This is a genomic window from Mycobacteroides sp. H001, from assembly GCF_001440005.1.
Classification (GTDB): Bacteria; Actinomycetota; Actinomycetes; order Mycobacteriales; family Mycobacteriaceae; genus Mycobacterium; species Mycobacterium gwanakae.
Window position 1 is genome coordinate 22,553 of the sequence record NZ_LJYH01000033.1, and the last position, 20,458, is coordinate 43,010.

Consider the following 20,458-nt stretch of genomic DNA (forward strand, 5'->3'; position numbering starts at 1 on the left):
AGATACCAGTGCAGTAGCTACCCGCATGGGTGGCTGGTTTGATGGACATATGTCTCGTCGCGACGTCCAGATCCCGACAGCCGACGGGCAATGCCCGGGCACTCTGCACCTGCCGGACCAGCCCGGCCCCGCCGTCATCCTCTACCCCGACGCCGGCGGTGCCCGCGAGGTCATGCGCGAGATGGGGGACCGCCTCGCGACGCTGGGGTACGTCGCGTTGGTGCCCGACGTCTACTACCGCGAGGGCGATTGGAAACCTTTCGATCTGGCGACAGCGTTCGGTGACCCGCAGGAGCGTGGTCGTCTCTTCGCGACCATGGCCACCCTCACCCCCGAGCGCATCGATGCCGACGCGGGGGCCTTTCTGGATTTCCTCGGCCAGCAGGTCGAGGTCACGGGCGACACGGTAGGTCTGACCGGATACTGCATGGGAGGGCGGATCTCGTTGCGAGTAGCGGCGACTCACGCTCCCCGGGTGGGCGCCGCCGCGTCATTCCACGGTGGCAACCTGGCCAAGGCTGACGATCCGAATAGCCCGCACCACCTCGCCGACCGGATCACCGGTGTAGTGCTGGTCGCCGCCGCAGAGCAGGACGCCTCCTTTCCGCCCGAGCAGGAGCAGCTCCTGGCGCAGGTGCTGACCGATGCCGGGGTGCGACACACCATCGAGACATACCCCGCCCGGCACGGGTTCGCGGTCACGGACAACGCCACCTACGACGAGGCGACGGCCGAGCGGCATTGGCAAGCCCTCGCCGAGCTCTACGGCTCACACCTGGGGGTTTAATGCTGTTCGAGCCCAGGCTGCGGGCCGGAATTCACGATGGCACCATCTCGGTGGCTTACCGCCGCTGGAAGCGCCCCCAGGTGAAGATCGGTGGTCGTTACCGCGTCGGCTCGGATCGCATTCGTTCCATGACCGAGTTCGATTTCATCGAGGTCGATGCTGTCGATGAGATCACGGCGCGCGACATCGACGATGCCGACGCGCTACTAGCCGGTTATCCCTCAGCCGCGGCAGCGCGAAGCGATGTCAGCGCGAGCGGTGACGATCTTTTGTACCGCTTGGCGTTTCGAAAGATAGCGATGGTCGATCCGCGTGCGGAGCTGGCCTCTACGGTGGTGCTCACAGATGCCGACATCGCCGACATCGACGCGCGATTGGATCGGATGGACCGCAGCGCCACGCCGGGACCGTGGACTCGCGAGGTGCTGCGAGAGATAGCCCAGCGCCCGCAGGTGCGTGCCAAAGACCTCGAATCTTGCTCCCGCTGGGCCGATTTGGCGACGTTCAAGGTTCACGTGCGCAAGCTCAAGAACCTTGGTCTGACCCTGAGCCTGCCGGTGGGTTATCGGCTCTCACCGCGCGGTGAGGAGTATCTGGCCCGGGCGCTGAGCTAGCAGCTGAATTCCCGGCCGCTGCCGTCGGATGGGGTGGTCTCTTTCAGGCAACCGAAGGGCTCGATCCCGGCATCACTGACCCGAATCGCGGACTTGGTTTTGGTGTTCGCACAGAACAGTCCGGAAGTCTCACTGCGGCAAGCGAAATCCCCGAACGTCAGGCGGCCTCCGTAGTCGAGTGGGTTTCCGTCGCCGCTTTGGAAGGGGCCTGGGTCGCCATGGAGCCCGCCCACGGTGACCTGCTGGCCATTGAAATCTGTCCATCCGCCGACCCAGTTACCCTCGGTACCGGCGGGCCGCTTTGGCGGATTCGTCAGGTTGACCAGGCAGGACAGTGTGCCGGGCTCGATGTTGCTCGTCATGCATCGCGTCTTGCCTGAGGGAGTCTTGAACGCGACATTCTCCCCGAGATCGGTCTTCTGGCCATCCTGGCTGGTCGCCGAGTGAAAGTTGGTGGCATTCACCGGCGCTCCCTTGGAAATCCACTGCGCCACGGCTTCATATGGCGTACCGGCGACGGGTTCCGGCAATTCGATGGGAGTCGTCGTGGTGGTCGTGGTGGGGGCCTTGCTTGTGGTGCTACTTGGCGTTGGTGTGCTCGATGAGGGAGTGGTCGGGGAGACCGAGGCTCCTTTCGAGCATCCTGCGACCAGGAGCGTCGCTCCCAGCATGATCAAACCACCGTGTAACAGGGCACGCATGCAGCCAGGCTAGCTGGCTGCCACCGACTGACGGGTAGGCGCGGCGGCTGCCACCTCGATTGCAGGATTCTTCTCAGCTGCGGCGGGCCTGCTGGCACGGGCGTTCAGCCAGCAGGCCAGTGCGCCGAGCGCCAGCCCGATACCGATGCCGACATCCACACGCTGGCCGAGAATCGCCCACGACAACAGTCCTGCGACGGCAGGGATGACGCAGAACAGCATGGCCACCGCGGAAGCGCCGAACCGGCTCACAGCGTGGACGTACGTGGAGATGCCGAGTACCGCGCTGAACACCACCATGGCGCACACCGCCCAGGTGGCCTTCCATGGATCATGTACGACAGTGGGCGTCAGCAGGGCCAATATGCCGGCGGGCACCAGCCCGGCGATGTTCTGGATGGTGCAGTTGACCCGAAAATCCACACCTGCGCAGAAACGCTGCTGGTACACGCCTCCCGCGGCCAGGCCGAGCAGCGCGATCAAGAGCAGCACCAGCACCGTGTCGACGCCGCCCGTCGCGAGCAGCCGGCTGGCGCAGGCGGCCAGCACGGCAACGATGCCGAGTACCAGGGCAAGGACTCGCCACCCGTTGAGCCGCTCACCCAGAAACAGGGCCGCGAGCACTGCGGTGACAACAGGATTCATGGAAATGACGACCGCGCCAAGGACGGCGGGCGCGCCGTGTTCGAGGGCTTCGTACAACGCGCAGAACTGCACCGCCTGCATCAACAGGCCGGTAATGACGACGTGCCCGAGCTTGCGACCCGTCGGCCAGGCCGCCTTGGCCAGTAGGGCCCAGGCGGCGACGATCAGACCGGCGAAGGTGAAGCGGGCGACCAGCACCAGCATGGGTGTCATGGCGGACACCGCGAGCGCGCCAACGGGGTAGCCCAGTGCGTAGAGGAATGTCAGCATCGACGCGAACCACATCGGCATCTTCTGCATGCCTGCCATGGTCGCCGGTCTCGACGACCGATGTCCAACGATAATTACTGATCAAAATCAATCAGCAATTGTTATCAATTGATACGTCCCCGCCCAGTGTGGAGCTCATGATCACCCGACGTGGAGAAACATTGATCAAGAATTGTGATCGGACTACGGTGGCGATATGGCGAGTTCGACACTCGATATCGCACCGCTGCGGTCGCTGGTCGCAGTGGCGGATTGCGGGGGATTCCACCGGGCCGCGGCCGTGCTGCATCTGACCCAATCCGCGGTCAGTCAGCATGTGCGCAAGCTGGAGGCCGCGGTCGGAGAGCCGGTGGTCCGGCGTTCGGGGCGCGGTGTGGTGTTCACCGATAAGGGTGCGCAGCTGCTGGCGCACGCTCGTCGTATCCTTGCCGCGCACGACAGTGCGGTCGACGATCTGATCGCCGGCCAAGAACGCACGCTGATTCTGGGTGTCACCGAGCACGGCGCGGATTTGATACTGCCCAGCATCACCACTGCGCTGCGCAGTCATCTCCCGGATTGGTCGGTGCGGGTGCGGTTCGATCGCAACCTTTATCTCGCCGAATCCGTGGACCGGGGGAGCATGGATCTGGCGGTCATCCTCGACGGATCGGGCCTGGATCGGGCCAACGCGGTGGGCACCGTTCGGCTGCGGTGGGTTGCGGCGCGTGGCTACAAGGCGAGTTCCATTGAGCCCCTGCAGGTCGTGACCTTCACCGAACCGTGCACCCTGCGTGCGCCCATGTTCAGCGCGCTGCACACGCTGGGGCGCCAGTACCAGATTGTGGGGGAATCACCGGACTTATCGGGGTTGTACGCGGGCCTGCGATCCGGGTTGGGAATGGCGCTGCTGCCCATCATCGGGTGGCTGCCCGACGGCATCGCCCCGGTCGAGGCCATGCCCGCGGCGAACCTGGCGACCCTATCGGTCGTCGGCCGCCGCGGGCTTGAAGCCGGCGTGTATGCCGCTGTGGAAGGGGCTGCACGCGAGGCGCTTTCGGGCGCCGCCGCGGCGATCGCCTAGACCAATTCTGCGGCAGCGGTGCGGTGGGCTCTCAGCACCGTATCGGCGATATCGAACTCCTCATCGTCTCGCGTAAATGTGCGGTTGCGTGACTCGGCGACGAGGATGCGCCACAGGTCAGGATCGAGCGTGTCGGCGATGTCCTCGGCGGTGAAGTACCAGTCGGGCAGGTCCGGCCGGCCAATCGCCGCGTGCATGTCCGACGGATGGTGCCCGACGATCAGCAAGGTGCCCCCCGGTGCCACTGCTGCGGCCAGGGCGGCGAACACGGGCTCGCGCAGCTTTGTCGGCAGGTGCATGAAATGCGAGGTCACCAAATCGAATTGCCGATTCGGCTGCCATGTTGTCAGGTCGGCCTGCATCCAGGTGATCCTGTTGGCGAGCTCGGGGTCGGCTCTGGTGGCATTGTCGGCGGCACGAAGCAGGGCGGTCTCCGCGAAATCCATTCCGGTGACCTGCCAGCCCTTCTGGGCCAGCCAGATCGCGTCACCGCCCTCGCCGCAGCCGGCGTCGAGCGCGGTTCGTGGCGGCAGTGACGAAATCTCATTGACCAGTTGTGGATTGGCGTTCCCGCTCCATAGTGCGTCGTGCGACCGGTAAAACTCATCCCAGGACTTCTCGTCGGACGGCGGGTTCTGGTGATCACGCATGTTGTAACTCCTGGGCGTCGGCGACCGCGAGGTCGGCGTTGATGATCGCGGCGACCTCGGTTCCGGCCGCCGCAGAAGTGATGACCTGTGCCTTGATATCGGTGACGTTTCCGGCGGCGTAGATCCCCGGCGCCGCGGTGGCTCCTCTGGTGACCGGCAGATATGTCCCCAACAGATGGTCTTCGAGTCGCATTTCCTGCGCCGTCAGGCGTACCGGCGCCAACATGTCGACGCGCGCCGACACCACGGTCGCGACGACCAGCGCATCACACGGAAGCACGGCGCCGGTTCCCAGCTCTACCGCGGTGAGCGAGTCATCGCTGATCCGCAGGCGTGCAACGGGGCCGTCCACCACGCCGATGTCCCGGCGAGCCAGCTGCACCGCGTCCTCGAGTGATAGCGGAAAATCGTTGTGCCGCACCAGGCTGACGTTATCGCTGAGCTGGCGGAAGAGCAGCGCGTGGTGAACCGCTAGTGGGCCGGTGCCGAGCACGGCGATGGCGCGATCGCGCACTTCCCAGCCGTGGCAGTAGGCGCAGTGCAGGACGTCACGGCCCCAACGCTCGGCCAGGCCCTCGATATCGGGTAGTTCATCCACCACTCCGGTGGCCACCAGAACGCGGCGGGCTTGCACCGTTGAGGTCGTGCCGTCTGGACAATCCACTGTTACGTCGAAGTGGTTGTCCGCGTGGGACACCGAGGTGGCGCGCGCGTCGCGGAAGGCCGCGCCGTACTGTGCTGCCTCGCCGCGCCCGATATCAAACAGCTCGGACGGCGGAGTCGACTCGCGTCCGAGGTAGTTGTGAACCCGATCCGCCGGCGCGTTGCGTGGGTGGTGATCGTCGATCACGACCACCGACCGCCGCGACCGAGCGAGGGTGATGGCGGCCGACAGGCCCGCGGCGCCGCCACCGATGATGGCTACATCCCAGAGTTTGTTCATGACACCACTATTGGGGCGGACCTGCGAAACAAGCAAGCTTTCTTGCCAAAGTAGCAATTTGGCCGCCATCATGGTTGGTATGGACGACCAGAACCAGCGGTTAGAGGCCGTGCTTGATGCGTTGGGGCCCCGGCTGCGGGCGCTGCGCCTGCATCGTCAGGTCACCCTGGCGCAGTTGTCCGACACGACGGGTATTTCCGAGAGCACGTTGTCGCGCCTGGAATCCGGTCAGCGGCGGCCCACTCTGGAACTTCTGCTGCTACTGGCCGAGGCACACCAGGTGCCGCTCGACGAGCTGGTGAACGCACCCGCCACGGGTGACCCGCGCATCCACCCCAAACCGTTCAAACGACACGGGTCGGTCTATCTGCCGCTGTCACGCCGTCCCGGTGGGGTGCAGTGCTACAAGCAGATCATCCCGCCGCATTCGCCGAAGGGGGAACCGAACCTGAAGGTCCATGAGGGCTATGAGTGGATGTACGTGCTCTCCGGAAAGGTCCGCCTACTGCTCGGTGAGCTGGACCTGATTCTGCCCGCCGGTGAAGCCGCCGAGTTCGATACGCATATCCCGCATTGGTTCGGCAATCCGACCGATAAACCCGTCGAGGTATTGCACATTTTCGGCCCGCAGGGGGAGCGGATGCATGTGCGGGCACGTTCCGGTTCGGGGAACTAGCGCGAGCCTGGGATACTAGGTGGGTTATGTCTGCCGATAAAGGGTCCCTGCCGCTGGTTTTCGACGCGCCGCGCCGGGCCATGCCGCCGCGTCACCTGGCGGATATGACGGCCGAGCAGACGCGTGAGGCTGTGACCGCATTGGGGCTTCCGGCGTTTCGTGCCAAGCAAATCGCCAACCAGTACTACGGACGGCTGGTGGGCGACCCTGCGGCAATGACAGACCTTCCAGCGGGCGCGCGCGATGGCGTGGGCGACGCGCTGTTTCCCCGGCTGCTTCATCCGCTGCGCCAGGTGGCCTGTGATTCCGGGGATACTCGAAAGACCTTGTGGCGCTTACACGACGGCAGCACCGTCGAGTCGGTACTGATGCGCTACACCGACCGCAACACGCTGTGCATCTCTTCGCAGGCCGGGTGTGGGATGGCCTGCCCGTTCTGCGCCACCGGTCAGGGTGGACTGACGCGTAACCTCTCGGCCGCCGAGATCCTGGAGCAGGTTCGTGATGCCGCGGCCTCACTGCGTGACGGTGAGCTGCCGGGCGGCCCCGGCCGGTTGTCGAACATCGTCTTCATGGGCATGGGTGAGCCCCTGGCCAACTACAACCGGGTGCTCACAGTGCTGCGCAAGATCACGGCGCCGCCCCCCGACGGATTCGGTATCTCGCAGCGTGGTGTCACGGTCTCGACAGTGGGGCTGGCCCCGGCCATTCGCAAACTTGCCGATGAGGGACTAGGGGTCACTCTGGCGGTGTCGTTGCACTGCCCGGACGATGAGCTGCGCGACACCCTGGTGCCGGTCAACACCCGGTGGGCGATCAGCGAGGTGCTCGATGCCGCGCGGTACTACGCCGATGTCACGGGACGTCGGGTGTCCATTGAATACGCGCTCATCCGCGATGTGAACGATCAGCCCTGGCGCGCTGACATGCTCGGCAAGAAGCTGCGAAAAGCCTTGGGTCAGTTCGTTCATGTGAATCTGATTCCGCTCAATCCGACGCCGGGCAGTCAATGGGATGCCAGCCCGAAGCCGGTCGAGCGTGAGTTCGTGCGACGCGTGCGGGAGCACGGGGTTTCCTGCACGGTGCGTGATACCCGAGGTCGCGAGATTGCCGCCGCATGCGGCCAACTGGCCGCGTCCGAGCGCTAGCTAGCGGATACGGCCCGAGCGGCGACCGAAGTAGTCGTTCGCGGTGAAGGCCAGCACGATGACGGCGAAACCGACACAGAAGATGTCTTCGACCTTGCCGACGTGATTGCCCTTGAGGAGCAGGAGCAAGAAGGCCGCGATGGCGAGGCCCAGGATGTGGAAGATGCGGGGGTTCTGGCCTGAGAGCCCACGCCCGAACGCTGCGGACGGCACGTCCTCGACATCGACTCCGTCGTGCTTGACAACCTCAGTCGTGGCCACCGCCAGCCCTCCAATCTCAGACGTCTACTACAGCCCATAGTGTGCCACGCCCATCCGCTCCCGGGTAAGCACACCCCGCGCGAAGGGAAAATGTTGAACTGCGCGGTCCGGTGGGAGTCGCGGGCTAGCCCAGGCCGCACAATATGTAGGTGACACGTAGTCCAGAGGTCTGTCGGGTGTTGCTGCTCGGCAGCACCGGATCCATCGGCACCCAGGCACTCGAGGTCATCGCCGCCAACCCCGAGCGCTTCGAGGTCGTCGGCCTGGCTGCGGGCGGCGGCAACGTCGATCTGCTGCGACAGCAGATCGACGACACCGGCGTCACCAACGTCGCGGTAGCCGATAAGCATGCCGCCGAACGCCTCGACCTACCCGTGCTGAGTGGGCCTGGTGCCGTCACCGAGCTGGTGGAGAACACCGAGGCCGACGTGGTGCTCAATGCGCTGGTCGGAGCGCTGGGTCTGCGTCCGACACTGGCCGCGCTGAAGACAGGGGCACGGCTGGCGCTGGCCAACAAGGAGTCTCTGGTGGCCGGTGGGCCGCTGGTCACCAAGGCGGCGGCTCCCGGCCAGATCGTTCCCGTCGACTCAGAGCACTCCGCGCTGGCGCAATGCCTGCGCGGCGGCACCCGTGGCGAGGTGGCACAGCTGATCCTGACCGCATCCGGCGGCCCGTTCCGGGGCTGGAGCACCCAGCAGCTCGAAGACGTCACGCCGGAGCAGGCCGGAGCGCACCCGACCTGGTCGATGGGGCCGATGAACACCCTCAACTCGGCCTCGCTGGTCAACAAGGGCCTGGAACTCATCGAGACCCATCTACTGTTCGACGTGCCGTACCAGCAGATCGGTGTCGTAGTTCACCCGCAGTCGATCGTGCACTCGATGGTGACGTTCACCGATGGGTCGACCCTGGCGCAGGCCAGTCCGCCTGACATGAAACTGCCCATCGCCCTGGCGCTGGGGTGGCCGGACCGGGTACCTGCCGCAGCCCCGGCCTGCGATTTCAGCACCGCGTCTACCTGGGAGTTTGAGCCACTGGATGCGCAGGTGTTTCCCGCCGTCGACCTGGCCCGGAGCGCCGGAGAGGCGGGGGGATGCATGACCGCCGTCTACAACGCCGCCAACGAAACCGCGGCCGCTGCCTTCCTGGCCGGACGTATCGGATTCAGGTCGATCGTGCGAACAATTGCCGATGTGCTTGATGCCGCAAGCCAATGGGAGGGAACCTCGGGAGAACCCGCTACCGTTGACGATGTACTCGACGCGCAGCACTGGGCTGACCAGCGGGCTGCGCAATTGATCTTGGCGGAGGAAAATCGAACCTGATGGCTGCGTACGCGATCGGAATTGCGTTGTTCGCGCTGGCGATCTTGGTATCGGTGGCGCTGCACGAGTGTGGGCACATGTGGGTGGCGCAGGCCACCGGCATGAAGGTGCGTCGCTACTTCGTCGGATTCGGGCCGACATTGTGGTCGACAAAGCGCAAGAGCAACCGCGGTGCCAACGACATCATCGAGTACGGCTTCAAGGCCGTTCCGCTCGGTGGCTTCTGTGATATCGCGGGCATGACCTCGGTGGAACAGCTCACTCCCGAGGAATCCGACCGTGCCATGTACAAGCAGAAGGTCTGGAAACGGGTGGCGGTGCTGTTCGCCGGACCGGCCATGAACTTCCTCATCGGCATCGTGGTCTTCTACGGCGTCGTCCTGTTCTGGGGTCTGCCCGACAACAACGCGCCCACACACCCGGAGATCAAGCAGACGAGCTGCGTGGCAGCGCAAAAGAGTGCTGACCCCAAGGACATGGCGATGTGCACCGGGGAAGGGCCAGCGGCGCTCGGGGGCCTGCGCGAGGGTGACCAGGTGCTCGCCGTCGCAGGCAAGCAGCTCAGCACATCCAGCGATATGGTCACCGCGATCCGGGAGCTGCGCGGTCCGCAGGTCTTCGAGATCATCCGCGATGGCAAGCAGCAATCGCTCCTCGTCAACGTCGCCGAGACACAGCGCTGGGATGAGAAGGCAGGCAAGCTCATCTCGGTAGGTGCCGTGGGTGCCTCGCTGGGCACCTACGTGCCGCAGAAGCACTACAACCCATTGACGGCGGTTCCTGCCACCGGAAACCTCATCGGGACCGTTGCCGTCGAAACCGTAAAGGCCATCGGAAAGATCCCCACCAAGGTCGGTGCCCTCTGGGACTCCATCACCGGTAGTGAGCGGGCGATGGACACTCCGATGAGCATCGTCGGTGCGAGCCGTATGGGCGGCGAGACGGTGGAGCACGACATGTGGATCATGTTCTGGATACTGTTGGCGCAGCTCAACTTTGCGCTCGGTGCCATCAATTTGTTGCCGTTGCTGCCGTTCGACGGAGGGCACATCGCGGTGGCCACCTACGAGAAGCTCCGCAACATGGTCCGGTCGGCGCGCGGGCTCGCGGCAGGAGCTCCCGTCAACTACATGAAGTTGATGCCGGCGACATATCTCGTTTTGGTGGTGGTGGTCGGCTACATGCTGCTGACGATCACCGCCGACATCGTCAACCCGATTAGACTTTTTCAGTAGCGATCCAAACGGAGGATCACATGACCAGCCTGGGCATTCCGAGTGCACCGCCGCCGACACTGTCGCCGCGACGCAAGACACGTCAGCTGATGGTCGGAAGCGTGGGAGTGGGAAGCGACTCGCCGGTGTCGGTCCAGTCGATGTGCACCACCAAGACCCACGACGTGAACTCGACCCTGCAGCAGATCGCCGAGCTGACCGCCTCCGGCTGCGACATCGTGCGCGTCGCCTGTCCGCGGCAGGAGGACGCCGATGCGCTCTCCGAGATCGCCCGTAAGAGCAAGATCCCGGTCATCGCCGATATTCACTTCCAGCCCAAATACATCTTCGCGGCGATCGACGCCGGTTGTGCGGCGGTGCGCGTGAATCCGGGGAACATCAAAGAGTTCGACGGCCGCGTCAAGGAGGTCGCCAAGGCCGCCGGTGACGCCGGGATCCCGATCCGCATCGGCGTGAACGCGGGCTCGCTCGATCCGCGCATTCTGGGCAAGTACGGCAAGGCGACACCGGAGGCACTCGTCGAGTCGGCGCTATGGGAGGCCGGCCTGTTCGAAGAGCACGGCTTCGGAGACATCAAGATCAGCGTGAAGCACAACGATCCGGTGATCATGGTCGCTGCCTACGAACTGCTCGCCTCGCAATGCGATTACCCGCTCCACCTCGGTGTCACCGAGGCCGGCCCGGCATTCCAGGGCACCATCAAGTCGGCCGTCGCCTTCGGTGCGCTGTTGTCCAAGGGCATCGGCGACACCATCCGGGTGTCCCTCTCGGCGCCGCCCGCCGAGGAAATCAAGGTGGGCAACCAGATCCTGGAATCGCTCAATCTGCGTCCGCGGAAGCTGGAGATCGTGTCTTGCCCGTCCTGTGGCCGCGCGCAGGTGGACGTCTACACCCTGGCCAACGCAGTTTCCGCCGGGCTTGAGGGTATGGAGGTGCCACTGCGCGTCGCGGTCATGGGCTGCGTCGTGAACGGACCGGGTGAGGCTCGCGAGGCCGACCTGGGCGTGGCGTCCGGAAACGGCAAGGGGCAGATTTTCGTGAAGGGCGAGGTCATCAAGACCGTGCCGGAGGCGCTGATCGTCGAGACACTCATCGATGAGGCCATGCGCTTGGCCGAGGAGATGGGCACCGAGATCGGAACCGACGGAACTCCTCCTGGCCAGCCGGTCGTGACCGTAAGCTGAACAAAGCTCGGCGTAACGGGACACACGGGAGCGATTGCCGATGACGACAACACTGCCGGCGCACGGTGCGCCCGGAGCGTCGTCGTCCGATGCCGTTCGCGTCCTCGGACTATCGGATACCGAGGCGGTGCGTGCGGTCCTGGACGCCGACCCGGTGGCCTCGTGCATGCTCGCCGCACGCGTCGAGGCTCGCGGCGCCGATCCCACGGCCATCGGTGGCGAGATCTGGTCCACGGGAGCGTTGACCGATTCCCTGTGCTTCGTCGGAACCACAATCATTCCTCTGGCCGGCGGTCCCGAGGCCACCCGATTGTTTGCCGAACGCGCCATTGAGCAGCACCGGATCTGCCCCTCCCTGGTCGGCCCGGCCGATGTGGTGCTCGACATGTGGGGCCATCTCGATCCGGTCTGGGGCCCCGCGCGCGAAGTCCGCGCCTGCCAGCCCCTGCTGGCGATGCTCGACGCGCCGACATGTGCCGTCGACTCCGCGGTACGGCAGGTGCGCGCCGAGGAACTCGACCAGTATTTGAACGCTTCGATCCAGATGTTCATCGGCGAGATGGGTGTCGATCCGCGCAACGGTGATGGTGGCCGTGGGTACCGGCGGCGGGTGGCCGGCCTTATCGAGGCGGGCAGGGCGTGGGCACGTTTCGAGGATGGGCGGGTCATCTTCAAAGCGGAGATCGGATCGCAATCGCGGTGCGTGAGCCAGATCCAGGGCGTATGGGTTGACCCGGAGTTCCGTGGCCGCGGACTCGGCACTGCCGGGGTGGCCGCCGTGGCGGCAGCGGTCCATCGCAGCAGCCGCATCCCCAGCCTGTACGTGAACAGCTTCAATGAAGTGGCCCGTGCGTCCTATGCCCGGGCAGGATTTACGCGCATCGGCACATTCGCGACCGTTCTCGTTAGCTGATTCTGGCGAGCTAGTGCTCGCTACGTCCGTGCGCCTGCGGGGTTTTGGAGGCTCACGGCCATAACATCGACCCGATGTTCAGACGTGTGTGGTCCCTGCCGTTGTTCGGCACCGCCCTGTTGGTGGCCGGCGCGGTCGCGTGCACCCCGCGCCCCGACGGGCCCGGCCCGGTCGCAGAGAAGTTCTTCGAGGCGCTGGCCAACGGTGACACCGCCTCGGCGGCGAAGATGACCGATGACCCCGATGGCGCGAAAGTGGGTTTGGATCAAGCTTTCTCGGGCTTACAGGCAACCTCATTCAAGGCCGCCGTGAACGGATCGCAATACACTCAGGACACCGGTAGCGCCGACGCGACGTACGTCTGGCAATTGCCCAGAAAGCGCACCTGGACCTATAGCGGGCGCCTGGAGATGCTGCGTACCGCGGGCAGTTGGCAGGTCCGCTGGGCGCCGAGCGACCTGCACCCCAAACTCGGTGAGCGCCAATCGCTCTCGCTGCGGACCGATCCAGCCAAGCGGGCAACCGTCAACGAGTCGGGCGGTACGACGGTGCTGGCGCCGGCCAACCTGTACAAGATCTCCTTCGACGCGTCGCAGGCCGGTAAATCGCTGATGAGCACCGCCACCGCGCTGGCCGATGCCATCCGGCCCTACGACGACCAGATCAACGCTGCCTCCCTGGCTGAGCAGGCGAGCGCCCAGACCTCGCCGATGAATCTCATCACGCTGCGCAAGGACGATTGGGACAAGGTCTCCATCGCGCTGGAGACGCGGCCAGGGGCATTGCGACCCGGCGTGGTGATGACGCAGATCGCCGATCTGCTGCCCACCGATGATCGCTTCGCACCCGATATCGTCGCGCAGGTCAAGAAGGCAGTGCTCGATGAGCTGGATGGCGAGGCCGGCTGGCGGGTGGTCAGTGTCAACCAGAACGGTGTTGACACCGCGGTGCTCAACGAGGTGAAACCCAATCCGGCTCCGTCGAAGACGATCAGCCTGGATCGTGCCGTGCAGAACGCGGCGCAGAACGCCGTCAACACTCGCGGTCAAAAGGCCATGATGGTGGTGATCAAGCCGTCGACGGGGGACATCCTGGCGGTCGCGCAGAACGCCGCTGCCAATGCCGACGGGCCACTGGCCACCACGGGTCTGTTCCCGCCCGGATCGACATTCAAGATCATCACCGCGGGTGCGGCGCTCGAGCGCGGCATGGCCACTCCGGACACCATGGTGGGCTGCCCGAAGCGAGTCACCATCGGAGACCGCAGCATCCCCAACTACAACGAGTTCGATCTCGGCACGGTGCCCATGTGGCGGGCCTTCGCGAATTCGTGCAACACGACCTTCGCCAAACTGGCCAGTGAGATGCCGCTGGACGGTTTGACCGTCGCCGCTTCGCAATTCGGCATCGGTCCGGATTACGACGTCGCGGGGATCCCCACCATCTCCGGAAACGTGCCGCCCACGGTCAACCTGACTGAACGCACCGAGGATGGTTTCGGGCAGGGCAAGGTGCTGGTCACGCCGTTCGGCATGGCGCTGGCCGCGGCAACCGTCGCCAATGGAAAAACGCCTGTACCGCAGCTGATCTCAGGCCAGACCACCGGAATCACCGGTGAGCGTCCGCCGGTGACGTCCACAATGATCGATGGCCTGCGCGGGATGATGCGCGAGACCGTGCTCAGCGGTACCGCGATGGACCTCAAGGGCGAGGGTTCTGTCTACGGGAAGACCGGTGAGGCCGAGTTCCCGGGCGGTTCACACGCCTGGTTCGCGGGGTATCGCGGCGACATGGCCTTCGCCACGCTGATCGTCGGCGGCGGCGGCTCGGAAGCCGCTGTGCGGGCCACCCGGGTCATGTTCCAGTCGCTGCCGCCGGACTACCTGGCCTAGTCGGCGCTTGGCGCCAGTACGCAGAATTCGTTGCCCTCTGGATCGCCGAGCACGATCCAGCTCGATTCGCCCTGGCCGACGTCAATTCTGGTAGCGCCATGTTCCAGAAATCGATCCACCGCAGCCTGCTGGTCGGCACCGCGAAAGTCCAGGTGCAACCGGTTCTTGGCCACCTTCCGGTCGGGGGTTCCCAGGAAAAACAAGGACGGTGGATGTCGGTCGGGCTGGAACACCTCGACGGCCCCGTCATCGTCGATCGCGTACGGCCACTCCAGCGCGTCGGCCCACCAACGGCCGAGTGTGGCCGCATCATGGCAGTCGATCACAATCGCTTCTAATGTGAGTCCGGCGGACAGCCCCATGAAGCCGATTGTGCTCGCTGTCGCTAACGTTCCGCCAGGCGATTACGAACTACCATGTAGTAAAACAGCATCCAGGGAGGATCGAGAGCTTGCGCAAAGCATTTCGGAGTGTGCTTGTGGTGACCGGGCTCGCCAGCCTCCTGATGAACGTGGCCATCACCACACCAGCGACCCTCGGCCAGGCAACGGCCGCATCCCCTCGCGGGGTGGCATCCGTCTCACCCACTCCGGGTCAGACGGTCGGGGTGGCCATGCCGGTGACGGTTCATTTCGCGGCCCCTGTCGCCGATCGGCCCGCCGCGGAGCGTTCCATTAATTTCTCCGCGTCCAAGGTTCCGTCCGGGACATTCAGCTGGGTGGACGATGCGACGGTTCGTTTCACTCCTCGTGAGTATTGGCCCGCGCATTCGTCGATCACGGTGTCCGTGAACGGCGTGAGCGGTATGAAGTACAAGTTCCAGACCGGCTCGGAGGTGCTGGGCATCGCCAGCATCAGCGCGCACACGTTCACGGTCAAGATCGACGGCACGGTCATGCGTGAGATGCCCGCGTCGATGGGAAAGCCCAAGCACCCCACACCGGTCGGCTCGTTTACCGCCCTGGAAAAGCAGAGTCCGGTGGTCATGGATTCGCGGACCATCGGTATTCCGCTGAATGATCCAGAGGGCTACAAGCTGACCGTGTACTACGCGGTGCGGGTCACCTGGGGTGGCGTCTACGTGCACAGTGCCCCGTGGTCGACGGGAGCGCAGGGTAATTCGAACGTCAGCCACGGCTGCATCAACCTGAGTCCCGACAACGCAGCCTGGTACTACAACACCGTCGGTATCGGCGACCCCATCGTCATCAACGCGTAGCGATCTCGGCAGGCCCCGCTACGCTGCCTTCATGACTGTTCGTGCCGCATTGCGTCCGGGAACGCTGTCTCCCGAGCGCCAGGTTCCCGTGTCGATCGACCGCCCCGAGTACGTGGGCAAGTCCGAGGTCGCGGAGGCCATCGGAGAGCCGTACGTTCAGACACCCGAGGTCGTCGAGAAGATGCGCGTCGCCGGCAGGATCGCGGCGCAGGCGCTGGCGCTTGCCGGTGAGGCCGTGGCCCCCGGGGTCACCACCGACGAGCTGGACCGGATCGCCCACGACTACATGGTTTCCCAGGGTGCTTACCCGTCAACGCTGGGGTACAAGGGATTTCCCAAGTCGTGCTGCACATCGCTCAACGAGATCATCTGCCACGGGATACCGGACTCGACCGTGATCGAGGACGGTGACATCGTCAACATCGACGTCACCGCCTACATCGACGGCGTGCACGGAGACACCAATGCCACCTTCCTGGCGGGGAATGTCTCCGAGGAACACCGCCTTCTGGTAGACCGCACCCGGGAGGCAACCATGCGGGCCATCAATGCCGTCAAGCCGGGCCGGGCACTCAGCGTCGTCGGACGGGTGATCGAGGCCTATGCAAAGCGTTTCGGTTACAACGTGGTTCGCTCCTTCACCGGGCACGGTGTGGGCCCCACGTTCCACAACGGGCTCATCGTGCCGCACTACGATGACCCCAATCTGGACATCGTCATCGAGCCGGGCATGACGTTCACCATCGAACCGATGATCAACCTCGGATCGCTGGACTATGAGATCTGGGACGACACCTGGACAGTGGCGACCACCGATAAACAGTGGACCGCGCAGTTCGAGCACACCATGGTGGTCACCGACGACGGAGTAGAGATTCTGACACTGCCATGACGGGCGCCGTGTCCGGCGCGCTGCTGGTAGGGGGCGTCAGCTCCGACGCCGGTAAGAGTCTGGTGGTGACCGGCCTGTGTCGGCTACTGGCCCGCAAGGGGATTCGTGTCGCGCCGTTCAAGGCACAAAACATGTCCAACAACTCCGTGGTGACGATGGACGGGGGAGAGATCGGACGCGCGCAGGCATTGCAGGCACGCGCCTGCGGCCTGGAACCTTCGGTCCGATTCAATCCGGTACTGCTCAAGCCCGGCAGTGACCGGACCTCGCAGCTGGTGGTACGCGGGCAGGCGACAGGGAACGTCAGCGCGCGTTCCTATATCGAGCATCGCGAGGAACTGCGGCAGGTGGTGGCCGCGGAATTATATTCGCTGCGTGCGGAATTCGATGTAGTTATCTGTGAGGGTGCCGGCTCGGTCGCCGAAATCAACCTGCGAGCAACCGATATCGCCAACATGGGGCTGGCACAGGCAGCGAGCCTGCCGGTGGTTCTGGTCGGCGATATCGACCGGGGCGGTGTGCTGGCCCACCTGTTCGGATCGGTGGGCGTGCTCGAGCCCGCGGATCAACGACTCGTCGCCGGATTCATCGTCAACAAGTTTCGTGGTGACCGCACACTGCTGGATCCGGGACTCGAGCAGCTTGCCGCGCTGACCGGCCGAACCACCTACGGTGTGCTGCCCTACGACGACCAATTATGGCTTGATGCAGAGGATTCGGTTTCTGTCGTGGCGTCGGCTCAGGTGGGCCGCCCCGCCACACCCATCGGGAGGGAATGGCTCCGGGTGGCCGCGGTGCGCCTGCCCCGAATCTCCAACTCGACCGATATCGAGGCCATCGCGTGCGAGCCCGGGGTGATCGTGCGGTGGGTTGCTCATCCCGCCGACATCGCCGATGCCGATGTGGTGGTCCTTCCCGGCACCAAGGCCACCGTCGCCGATTTGGCCTGGATACGAGGCAACGGGATCGCCGACGCGGTTGTCGCACATGCCCGTTCGGGCGGCCCGGTGCTGGGCATTTGTGGTGGGTTCCAGATGCTTGCCACCACGATCGATGATCGCGTCGAGTCGGGTGCCGGCACGGTCAGTGGCTTGGGTCTGCTCGATATCGACATCGCCTTCCAGCCGGTTAAGACGCTGCGGCACTGGCAGTCTCCGGGGCTGAGCGGCTATGAGATCCACCACGGAACGGTCACCCGCTCGGCGGTGCCGCCGTGGCTGACCGATCATCACGAGGGTGCTGCCCACGGTGCGGTCCGGGGCACCCATTGGCATGGACTGCTGGACAACGACGATTTCCGGCGCAGATGGCTCACCGAGGCGGCGTCCGCGGCCGGACGCTCGGGATTCACCGTCGCGGCGGACACCAACGTCGCCGACCGCCGTGCGGCTCAGCTGGACAGATTGGCCGATCTCATCGACACCCACATCGACGTCGATGCGCTGGCAGCCGTGTGGCAAGACGCCGGTCGTCCGGGATCGGAGCCGTCATATCCGGTAATCGAGCACAGTCGGTGATTAGGGCGCTGGTCGAATAGCCTGTGCGGGTGCACCGGGGCTTCAGGAACATCACAGCTATCGCAGCATTCACACTGGCGCTTGTGGGCTGCACCCAGACGGTGTCGGGTACCGCCACCTGGCCGGGGGCGCGCATCGCGCAGTCGCTCCTGACGGCCGATGAGCTGCCGCAGGGCGCCAAGTACGACAGGGTTGTCGCCGATCTGGGGCCCGTGACGGTCAACAACCAGCAGGTAATCGGTGCGATGCCCTCGAATCCGCAAGGATGCGCGGACGGCTTGTCGCCCCGTTTGGCCAATGCGGGTAGAGCGGGCCCCGAGAACACCGCGCGCTACATCGCGCGGTTCAACGGCGCGAACATCATCGTCAGCCTGTTGCGCGACACCATCGACCTGGCCAACGTGCAAGCGGTGGCGAGCCGGTGCGCCAAGTACGAGGTGTTCTTCGACAAGAGCTCGCCCGGGACGCCGATGATCACCGATCCGGTGCAAGGCGGACCTGTCGGCGTCCTCGTCTACAAGCAAACAATGATCATGCCCAAGGGCACGACTTCCCGGTACATGGCTTTCGCCAATATCCGGGGCGTGGCGATGGTGGCGACCTCCTTCGACCTGCGCGATCCGTCAGTCAAGGCAGTCGCGACGATGCCCCATACCTTCCTGGACATCGTGGCGAAACAGGTCGACAAGATCGAACGCACCTGACGGCTCTGGGTGAAAGTTTCCTGAAAGGGCTGGTTAAAAGCCCAACCGGAACGGTCGTACTCAGGTAGCGTGCGCCCATGCCCAAGGTCTTCGCGCAAGCGGCTCATCTATGAGTCCGCCGCCCGAGCTTCGCCCCCCGCGCCCAGGGCCTCCACCTGCGCGTGACGGTGAATTGCACCAGGTCGTCACGATTGACGGCCGTACTGTGCAGGTCAACGTTTCGGGGCCGGACAAGGGAACCACCGTCGTCATGCTGGCCGCTGCCGGGCATTTCGCGCTCAGTTATCGCTCGGTATGCGAGCGGCTGCACACCGCGGGGCTGCGCACCGCGGTGATCGGCCACGACCCACATCTTCACGCCAAAGCCATCACCGGAGTACTCGACGACATCGGCGTCAAGGTTGCGCTCCTGGTGGGAGATCGTGCGGGCGGTGAGCTGGCCTGGGATCTGGCTGCCAGCAAACTCGACAGGTTTATTGGTCTCGTGGCGATCGACCGTGGACACCCGCGGGTCGCCGACCGTGCCGGGCTGATCCGGGACAAACACTGCCCGCCGGTGGAGATCAATACCACCGTCTTGGTCACCTCGGACGCGACCCGCGCCATCGCACGCGCCAGCCAGCGCTTCGTCTACGGCGACTATCGGATTGTCGAACTGATGGGCCGCCGATCGGCGACTCGTGACCTCACGCCGGAACTGGCGGCCGAAGTGGTCCTGCGCAGCAGCTCCTGGTGAGCTAGCTGCCCGCCTCGTACCAGTCCAGCCAGGAGTTCAACTCCCGGTAGGCCCGTGTGCGTGGTTCCGCGACCGACAAGAACACATCGTGTTTGGCATCGGGGATCGGGATGACCCGTTGATGGTTGCCGATACATCCCGCCCATCGCGCGATTTGCTGAACATCCAGCACCGCATCACCGTGCAGTGCCGCCGCCGCGCTGACGTCGCCCGGGAGGCTGCGGTCCGAGCGCAGGATCAGGTTGGGCACCCCGACGTCCAGGCCGCGATGTAGTTCGGCGTGCCCACGCCGGATCGCACTGATCCACCCGAACCGCACCGGAAATCCGCCGACCGGCTTCCATTCCAGGTTGTAGTCGAACTCTCCGTGGAAATCCTTATGCAGGCTCGCTCCGTACGCGCCTTCGTGCGGAAGCGGAATCGCTTGTTTGGCGCGGAACCTCGAAATCGCCTTGACGGCCGCAGTGGTGCCACCGCTGCGGAGGAGAGGACGGCCCTGAAGATCCAGCCAGGGGCTGTTGAGGATGAGACCCGAGACATCGCCCAGGCCGGTGGACACCCGTAGACGGTTGAGCCACAGCGAGACGATCAGACCGCCGGCGGAGTGCCCGTACACGAGCAGCGGTGCACCTGCGCTGTGTCCGGTGATGATGTTCACCGCGGCGTTGAGCTCGGCGTCGTAGAGCGATAGGTCGCTGATGTAGTGCGGGGTTTGGTGAGCGCGCCGGGAGCGCCCGCATTTACGCAAGTCGAGCGCGAAGAAGCGATAGCCGCGGGCCGAGAAATGTTCGGCAAGCTCGGTGTGGAAGAAGTAGTCGGTATATCCGTGCACCATCAGCACCGCGCGCCCGGTATCCGGCTGAATTTCCGGCCGCACCAGTGTGGCGGTAATTACACCTTCGCCGTCAGGGTCAATGCCCAGTTCAATGGTTTTTCGAAGGTAGCCATCGAGGACATCGGATTCCCATGTCACGGGCATAGCCTAGTTGAAGGAATGACTGAATTACCCGCGCGATAACCTGTGTGTACTCCCCGGTAGTGGCGAAGCGTTGCCACTCCATCAGATTCGAAAAGGACAGTGAA

22 protein-coding genes are annotated in these 20,458 nt (G+C 64.7%); 15 read left to right on the plus strand and 7 right to left on the minus strand.

Features of this window, described 5'->3' with window-relative positions; genetic code table 11:
• Positions 1–49 precede the first annotated feature (49 nt).
• Together AOT83_RS15260 and AOT83_RS15265 are read left to right on the plus strand one after the other, a co-directional pair.
• On the plus strand, positions 50–787 hold the full coding sequence (locus tag AOT83_RS15260) for a dienelactone hydrolase family protein (RefSeq protein WP_057966175.1): 738 nt from the start codon (positions 50–52) through the stop codon (positions 785–787).
• A complete protein-coding gene (locus AOT83_RS15265) occupies positions 787–1,401 on the plus strand; it encodes a hypothetical protein (protein ID WP_057966174.1) in 615 nt (204 codons plus the stop codon). The genes AOT83_RS15260 and AOT83_RS15265 overlap by 1 nt, the downstream gene beginning before the upstream one ends.
• Here the strand turns inward: AOT83_RS15265 and AOT83_RS15270 are convergent.
• Together AOT83_RS15270 and AOT83_RS15275 are read right to left on the minus strand one after the other, a co-directional pair.
• The gene (locus AOT83_RS15270) at positions 1,398–2,102 is read right to left on the minus strand and encodes a hypothetical protein (protein WP_057966173.1); all 705 of its coding nucleotides are present in this window, start codon (positions 2,100–2,102) and stop codon (positions 1,398–1,400) included. The genes AOT83_RS15265 and AOT83_RS15270 overlap by 4 nt on opposite strands.
• 9 nt (positions 2,103–2,111) lie before the next feature.
• Complete coding sequence (locus tag AOT83_RS15275; RefSeq protein WP_234797669.1) at positions 2,112–3,056, minus strand: DMT family transporter; 945 nt, start codon at positions 3,054–3,056, stop codon at positions 2,112–2,114.
• A gap of 157 nt (positions 3,057–3,213) precedes the next feature.
• Between AOT83_RS15275 and AOT83_RS15280 the strand changes: the two genes are divergently transcribed.
• Positions 3,214–4,080 carry a LysR family transcriptional regulator gene (locus AOT83_RS15280; protein WP_030093994.1) on the plus strand — a complete coding sequence of 289 codons (867 nt, stop codon included), beginning with the start codon at positions 3,214–3,216 and terminating at the stop codon, positions 4,078–4,080.
• Here AOT83_RS15280 and AOT83_RS15285 read toward each other — a convergent pair.
• On the minus strand, positions 4,077–4,730 hold the full coding sequence (locus AOT83_RS15285) for a class I SAM-dependent methyltransferase (RefSeq protein WP_030093993.1): 654 nt from the start codon (positions 4,728–4,730) through the stop codon (positions 4,077–4,079). The genes AOT83_RS15280 and AOT83_RS15285 overlap by 4 nt on opposite strands.
• Positions 4,723–5,673, minus strand: coding sequence for an NAD(P)/FAD-dependent oxidoreductase (locus AOT83_RS15290; protein WP_057966208.1), 951 nt, complete (start codon positions 5,671–5,673; stop codon positions 4,723–4,725). Before AOT83_RS15290 ends, AOT83_RS15285 begins: the two co-directional genes overlap by 8 nt.
• Positions 5,674–5,743: 70 nt before the next feature.
• On the opposite strand from AOT83_RS15290, the gene AOT83_RS15295 reads away from it, so the two are divergent.
• On the plus strand, positions 5,744–6,349 hold the full coding sequence (locus AOT83_RS15295; RefSeq protein ID WP_030093991.1) for a helix-turn-helix domain-containing protein: 606 nt from the start codon (positions 5,744–5,746) through the stop codon (positions 6,347–6,349).
• Between the two features lie 26 nt (positions 6,350–6,375).
• Positions 6,376–7,497, plus strand: a complete 1,122-nt coding sequence (gene rlmN / locus AOT83_RS15300; protein WP_030093990.1) for a 23S rRNA (adenine(2503)-C(2))-methyltransferase RlmN — start codon at positions 6,376–6,378, stop codon at positions 7,495–7,497.
• Here the strand turns inward: rlmN and AOT83_RS15305 are convergent, their stop codons facing one another.
• A complete protein-coding gene (locus AOT83_RS15305) occupies positions 7,498–7,758 on the minus strand; it encodes a DUF2631 domain-containing protein (RefSeq protein ID WP_030093989.1) in 261 nt (86 codons plus the stop codon).
• Positions 7,759–7,907: 149 nt separating this feature from the next.
• On the opposite strand from AOT83_RS15305, the gene dxr reads away from it, so the two are divergent.
• The 5 genes from dxr to AOT83_RS15330 all read left to right on the plus strand — a co-directional run bounded on the left by dxr (position 7,908) and on the right by AOT83_RS15330 (position 14,307).
• A complete protein-coding gene (gene dxr / locus AOT83_RS15310) occupies positions 7,908–9,083 on the plus strand; it encodes a 1-deoxy-D-xylulose-5-phosphate reductoisomerase (protein ID WP_030093988.1) in 1,176 nt (391 codons plus the stop codon).
• Positions 9,083–10,318: a M50 family metallopeptidase gene (locus AOT83_RS15315; RefSeq protein ID WP_030093987.1), complete on the plus strand. Its 1,236-nt coding sequence runs from the start codon at positions 9,083–9,085 to the stop codon at positions 10,316–10,318. The genes dxr and AOT83_RS15315 overlap by 1 nt, the downstream gene beginning before the upstream one ends.
• A gap of 20 nt (positions 10,319–10,338) precedes the next feature.
• Positions 10,339–11,502 carry a flavodoxin-dependent (E)-4-hydroxy-3-methylbut-2-enyl-diphosphate synthase gene (ispG, locus tag AOT83_RS15320; protein ID WP_044103991.1) on the plus strand — a complete coding sequence of 388 codons (1,164 nt, stop codon included), beginning with the start codon at positions 10,339–10,341 and terminating at the stop codon, positions 11,500–11,502.
• A gap of 40 nt (positions 11,503–11,542) precedes the next feature.
• Positions 11,543–12,415 (plus strand): GNAT family N-acetyltransferase, encoded by an 873-nt coding sequence (locus tag AOT83_RS15325; RefSeq protein WP_044103990.1) that lies wholly within the window; start codon positions 11,543–11,545, stop codon positions 12,413–12,415.
• 74 nt (positions 12,416–12,489) lie between these two features.
• The gene (locus AOT83_RS15330; RefSeq protein ID WP_044103989.1) at positions 12,490–14,307 is read left to right on the plus strand and encodes a penicillin-binding transpeptidase domain-containing protein; all 1,818 of its coding nucleotides are present in this window, start codon (positions 12,490–12,492) and stop codon (positions 14,305–14,307) included.
• Here AOT83_RS15330 and AOT83_RS15335 read toward each other — a convergent pair.
• Positions 14,304–14,669 (minus strand): VOC family protein, encoded by a 366-nt coding sequence (locus AOT83_RS15335; RefSeq protein WP_030093983.1) that lies wholly within the window; start codon positions 14,667–14,669, stop codon positions 14,304–14,306. The genes AOT83_RS15330 and AOT83_RS15335 overlap by 4 nt on opposite strands.
• 116 nt (positions 14,670–14,785) lie before the next feature.
• Here AOT83_RS15335 and AOT83_RS15340 point away from each other — a divergent pair, with 116 nt between their 5' ends.
• The 5 genes from AOT83_RS15340 (at position 14,786) to AOT83_RS15360 (ending at position 19,375) form a co-directional block, all read left to right on the plus strand.
• Positions 14,786–15,526 carry a L,D-transpeptidase gene (locus tag AOT83_RS15340; protein ID WP_044104075.1) on the plus strand — a complete coding sequence of 247 codons (741 nt, stop codon included), beginning with the start codon at positions 14,786–14,788 and terminating at the stop codon, positions 15,524–15,526.
• 31 nt (positions 15,527–15,557) lie between these two features.
• Positions 15,558–16,418, plus strand: a complete 861-nt coding sequence (gene map, locus AOT83_RS15345) for a type I methionyl aminopeptidase (protein WP_044103988.1) — start codon at positions 15,558–15,560, stop codon at positions 16,416–16,418.
• The gene (locus AOT83_RS15350) at positions 16,415–17,935 is read left to right on the plus strand and encodes a cobyric acid synthase (RefSeq protein WP_057966171.1); all 1,521 of its coding nucleotides are present in this window, start codon (positions 16,415–16,417) and stop codon (positions 17,933–17,935) included. The genes map and AOT83_RS15350 overlap by 4 nt, the downstream gene beginning before the upstream one ends.
• 83 nt (positions 17,936–18,018) lie before the next feature.
• Positions 18,019–18,639 carry a hypothetical protein gene (locus tag AOT83_RS15355; RefSeq protein ID WP_030093979.1) on the plus strand — a complete coding sequence of 207 codons (621 nt, stop codon included), beginning with the start codon at positions 18,019–18,021 and terminating at the stop codon, positions 18,637–18,639.
• A 109-nt stretch (positions 18,640–18,748) separates the two neighbouring features.
• Positions 18,749–19,375, plus strand: coding sequence for an alpha/beta hydrolase (locus tag AOT83_RS15360; protein WP_078285373.1), 627 nt, complete (start codon positions 18,749–18,751; stop codon positions 19,373–19,375).
• Position 19,376: 1 nt separating this feature from the next.
• On the opposite strand, the gene AOT83_RS15365 is transcribed toward AOT83_RS15360, so the two are convergent.
• The gene (locus tag AOT83_RS15365; RefSeq protein ID WP_030093977.1) at positions 19,377–20,354 is read right to left on the minus strand and encodes an alpha/beta hydrolase; all 978 of its coding nucleotides are present in this window, start codon (positions 20,352–20,354) and stop codon (positions 19,377–19,379) included.
• Between the last annotated feature and the right edge of the window lie 104 nt (positions 20,355–20,458).

Coding starts and splice junctions, on each gene's coding strand:
- AOT83_RS15265 (WP_057966174.1), top strand. CDS start 787: ATGCTGTTCGAGCCCAGGCTGCGGGCCGGAATTCACGATGGCACCATC.
- AOT83_RS15360 (WP_078285373.1), top strand. CDS start 18,749: ATGAGTCCGCCGCCCGAGCTTCGCCCCCCGCGCCCAGGGCCTCCACCT.
- AOT83_RS15315 (WP_030093987.1), top strand. CDS start 9,083: ATGGCTGCGTACGCGATCGGAATTGCGTTGTTCGCGCTGGCGATCTTG.
- AOT83_RS15325 (WP_044103990.1), top strand. CDS start 11,543: ATGACGACAACACTGCCGGCGCACGGTGCGCCCGGAGCGTCGTCGTCC.
- AOT83_RS15295 (WP_030093991.1), top strand. CDS start 5,744: ATGGTTGGTATGGACGACCAGAACCAGCGGTTAGAGGCCGTGCTTGAT.
- AOT83_RS15270 (WP_057966173.1), bottom strand. CDS start 2,102: ATGCGTGCCCTGTTACACGGTGGTTTGATCATGCTGGGAGCGACGCTC.
- AOT83_RS15365 (WP_030093977.1), bottom strand. CDS start 20,354: ATGCCCGTGACATGGGAATCCGATGTCCTCGATGGCTACCTTCGAAAA.
- ispG (WP_044103991.1), top strand. CDS start 10,339: ATGACCAGCCTGGGCATTCCGAGTGCACCGCCGCCGACACTGTCGCCG.
- AOT83_RS15335 (WP_030093983.1), bottom strand. CDS start 14,669: ATGGGGCTGTCCGCCGGACTCACATTAGAAGCGATTGTGATCGACTGC.
- AOT83_RS15260 (WP_057966175.1), top strand. CDS start 50: ATGTCTCGTCGCGACGTCCAGATCCCGACAGCCGACGGGCAATGCCCG.
- AOT83_RS15275 (WP_234797669.1), bottom strand. CDS start 3,056: ATGGCAGGCATGCAGAAGATGCCGATGTGGTTCGCGTCGATGCTGACA.
- AOT83_RS15330 (WP_044103989.1), top strand. CDS start 12,490: ATGTTCAGACGTGTGTGGTCCCTGCCGTTGTTCGGCACCGCCCTGTTG.
- AOT83_RS15280 (WP_030093994.1), top strand. CDS start 3,214: ATGGCGAGTTCGACACTCGATATCGCACCGCTGCGGTCGCTGGTCGCA.
- map (WP_044103988.1), top strand. CDS start 15,558: ATGACTGTTCGTGCCGCATTGCGTCCGGGAACGCTGTCTCCCGAGCGC.
- rlmN (WP_030093990.1), top strand. CDS start 6,376: ATGTCTGCCGATAAAGGGTCCCTGCCGCTGGTTTTCGACGCGCCGCGC.
- AOT83_RS15290 (WP_057966208.1), bottom strand. CDS start 5,673: ATGAACAAACTCTGGGATGTAGCCATCATCGGTGGCGGCGCCGCGGGC.
- AOT83_RS15285 (WP_030093993.1), bottom strand. CDS start 4,730: ATGCGTGATCACCAGAACCCGCCGTCCGACGAGAAGTCCTGGGATGAG.
- AOT83_RS15350 (WP_057966171.1), top strand. CDS start 16,415: ATGACGGGCGCCGTGTCCGGCGCGCTGCTGGTAGGGGGCGTCAGCTCC.